Genomic DNA, 2,711 nt, shown 5'->3' on the forward strand with positions numbered 1-2,711 from the left:
AATTGTTCAATACCTCTCCGAAGAAGAGGGGGTGAATGTCACACAGGCTACACTCAGTCGCTTTATGGTGAAGCACATATCTGATTCACATTCTAATCCTGCAAAGCCAGCAAAGGAACAGAGCCGGGAGAAATCCCAGAACGGAAAGCCGGCTCCGTCTATCTTTGAGAAAAAAAAGAAAGCGGAGGTGGATCTTGATGATCTTTTAAATGAGGACTAATACATGAAATATATCGTACTGAGCTATACAGGCACGGTTGGTAAAACCACCCTTGCAGCGAACCTGCTGCGCCCACGGATGAATGACGCAACTGTCATTGCTATCGAATCAATAAATGAAAGTACGGAAGAGCTTGGAATTGAGTCAGAAAAACTTTCTGGACAGCGATTCAAGGAGCTGTTCTCGAAACTGCTGTATCTCGATGATGCGATTGTAGATGTCGGAGCAAGCAACATCGAAGCTTTTCTGGACGGTCTTGCAATGTATGAAGACAGTCACCTTGAGTTTGACTTTTTTATTATCCCCGTCACTCCAGGCACAAAAGAGCAAAAAGAAACAATCAGTCTGCTGCTCACACTGCAGAACTATGGCATTAATCCGGATAAGATCAAGATCGTGTACAATCGCGTAGAGTCAGATGTCGAGCTTGAGTTTGATCTGCTCTGCCGCTTTTTTCGTAAAAACCCGGAATACGATTTTAACCCTGGCCTTGCTATTAAAGAGAACGAACTCTTCGATGCACTGGCAATACAACGTAAAAGCATTCATGAAATTCTATCCGATCAAACTGATTACCGACAGCAGCTGCGAGATCTTCATAAATCAGCAGATAAGAAAGATCGATCTAAATTAATCGAAGCATATACGACTCGATCACTCGCACGCAGTGTCGTAAGAAATCTCGATGAAGTATTCAATGCAATGTTTGAAGCGGAGGTTGCCCATGTCTGAATCAATGAACTTTAAGGAAAAAACATATCAGCTGATTTATGAAGAATTCAGTACTGTGCTCGATCGAATCGAAGAAGTAAAAAATGGGCTCCCCGATGCGACCCGGGAAGCTGCAGAAACAATTACAGACGGCTTCTCTACAGCAGTCACAGAAGCAGAACAGAAACTCAAACTGCTTAAAAATGAAATCGATGAAGCATATTGTAGCTTCAAGGATGTCAATGAAGACATGTTCATTGAAGTAGAAAATCATTTCAATAAATGTGAACAACGATTGTATGGACCGATGCACGAATACCTCGATGTGTTATCGAATGCGGAGAAGCTCCTGGAAATGTTCACAACACAAATGGAGAAGTATGCTGACGAAGTAACCGAAAAAATTGCCGCATCAGCTCGTGTTGAAGCTGCATACGCTGTTATCGCAGCTGGCAAAGCTGGGGTCCAGGCAGAAGTAATGCCGATGCTGACAGAAGCACGATGTCAGCTCGACAATGCGCTTGAGCAGCTCGTAAATACCGTACATGAAAGCCAGAACAGTCTTCACAACAGCGCAGCGAATCTTGATGAAACAGCACAAGCAGCCACGAAAGCCCTTACAGATAGACTCGGACAATTCATTGCCGGCTCAAGAGTGAAAGTCGCATTGGCCGCAGCTTCTGTAATCCTCGTCAGTGGAATAGTGCTTGGCTCAGCTGTTGCTACCTTCAGCATGCACCGGTTTATTCGTTACCAACAGTTACCTGAGTTAGCAGAGCTCCAGGGAAATGCAGAAAACGGTGATCTACAGGAAGCTGAAATTCTTCAGTTTGAATAGTAGAAAAAATTATTAGCAATTTGCCACGTATTTGGGTTTGGGGATCTCCATGATATAATAGAGCATACCCCACCCACAAAAGGAGAGTGAATGAGATCAAGCCGTATTGAATTCTTCCCCGCCTTCAGGCAAGAGAGCTGCCATGAATGAAGAGAACAAAAAGAGAGGTTTCAATTCCTACCAGGCCCTGTACGAAAGCGCATCAGTCGATGGATTAGAATTTTTTCTCAGCACTGCAATAGAAGAAATTCTACAGAATCTTGCCTGTTGTCCCGACGACAACGGTCGGATCGCCAATGATCCGGATATGTTTTTCACAGGTATTATGAATAATTTTTTCCGGGAGGATAATATGAGTGATTTATGGAAAGATATTCGGGCAGGAGTGAGTGACGAGCTTATAATTTCTGAATACAAGAAAGTTGATCCTGATCTCAAATATGTAAAATGGTGGTACGGTGAAGATTGCGAGGATCTCATACTCCCACACGGAATTGAATATCATCTTGTCGATGTAATTTTCGCCCACTGGTCGGCATACGACAGACGCCTTACCGGAGATTTAAATGAAACCGGCCAACTGGTGCACCGAGTAATTCGCCTATTACGTGTCTCTTTCTCCGAATTACGCCGACTGGATAGATTATTCCATTTCAAACCACACGAATCCATGCATGCCGTAGTCAACAATATGATCTACGCCACATCGCCCAGGGAAACAGAATTTTTCTCCCACTTTGAACCACCGGCATACGACACGGACGGCAACCTTCTATCCGAAGGGGTCGGACTGAGTGTGTAATTTGATAGCCGGATGGATTTCGTCCGGCTTTTTTTATTAACCTATATGCCGTATATGGTAAACCAGTTATTATCACCGCTTCAACTCATGTTTATATGCTCGCCTTGGAACTCAGTCTAAAATATCTTTGAGAAAAATAG

General features: G+C 43.6%; 4 protein-coding genes. All 4 read left to right on the top strand.

Annotated elements, in window-relative coordinates:
- Nucleotides 1-220 (top strand): hypothetical protein (locus ACYQ2L_RS17040; RefSeq protein WP_460058270.1); only part of this gene is annotated, 220 nt, incomplete at its 5' end.
- Between the two features lie 3 nt (nt 221-223).
- The gene (stbB, locus tag ACYQ2L_RS17045) at nt 224-952 is read left to right on the top strand and encodes a StbB family protein (protein ID WP_460058304.1); all 729 of its coding nucleotides are present in this window, start codon (nt 224-226) and stop codon (nt 950-952) included.
- Nucleotides 945-1,769: an HlyD family secretion protein gene (locus ACYQ2L_RS17050; protein WP_460058306.1), complete on the top strand. Its 825-nt coding sequence runs from the start codon at nt 945-947 to the stop codon at nt 1,767-1,769. The genes stbB and ACYQ2L_RS17050 overlap by 8 nt, the downstream gene beginning before the upstream one ends.
- A 142-nt stretch (nt 1,770-1,911) precedes the next feature.
- Nucleotides 1,912-2,571, top strand: coding sequence for a hypothetical protein (locus tag ACYQ2L_RS17055; RefSeq protein WP_460058308.1), 660 nt, complete (start codon nt 1,912-1,914; stop codon nt 2,569-2,571).
- Nucleotides 2,572-2,711: the final 140 nt, after the last annotated feature.

Source organism: Spirochaeta dissipatitropha (assembly GCF_054657935.1).

Excerpts from the sequence above, each read along its gene's own strand:
- stbB (WP_460058304.1), top strand. The coding sequence starts at position 224 with ATGAAATATATCGTACTGAGCTATACAGGCACGGTTGGTAAAACCACC.
- ACYQ2L_RS17050 (WP_460058306.1), top strand. The coding sequence starts at position 945 with ATGTCTGAATCAATGAACTTTAAGGAAAAAACATATCAGCTGATTTAT.
- ACYQ2L_RS17055 (WP_460058308.1), top strand. The coding sequence starts at position 1,912 with ATGAATGAAGAGAACAAAAAGAGAGGTTTCAATTCCTACCAGGCCCTG.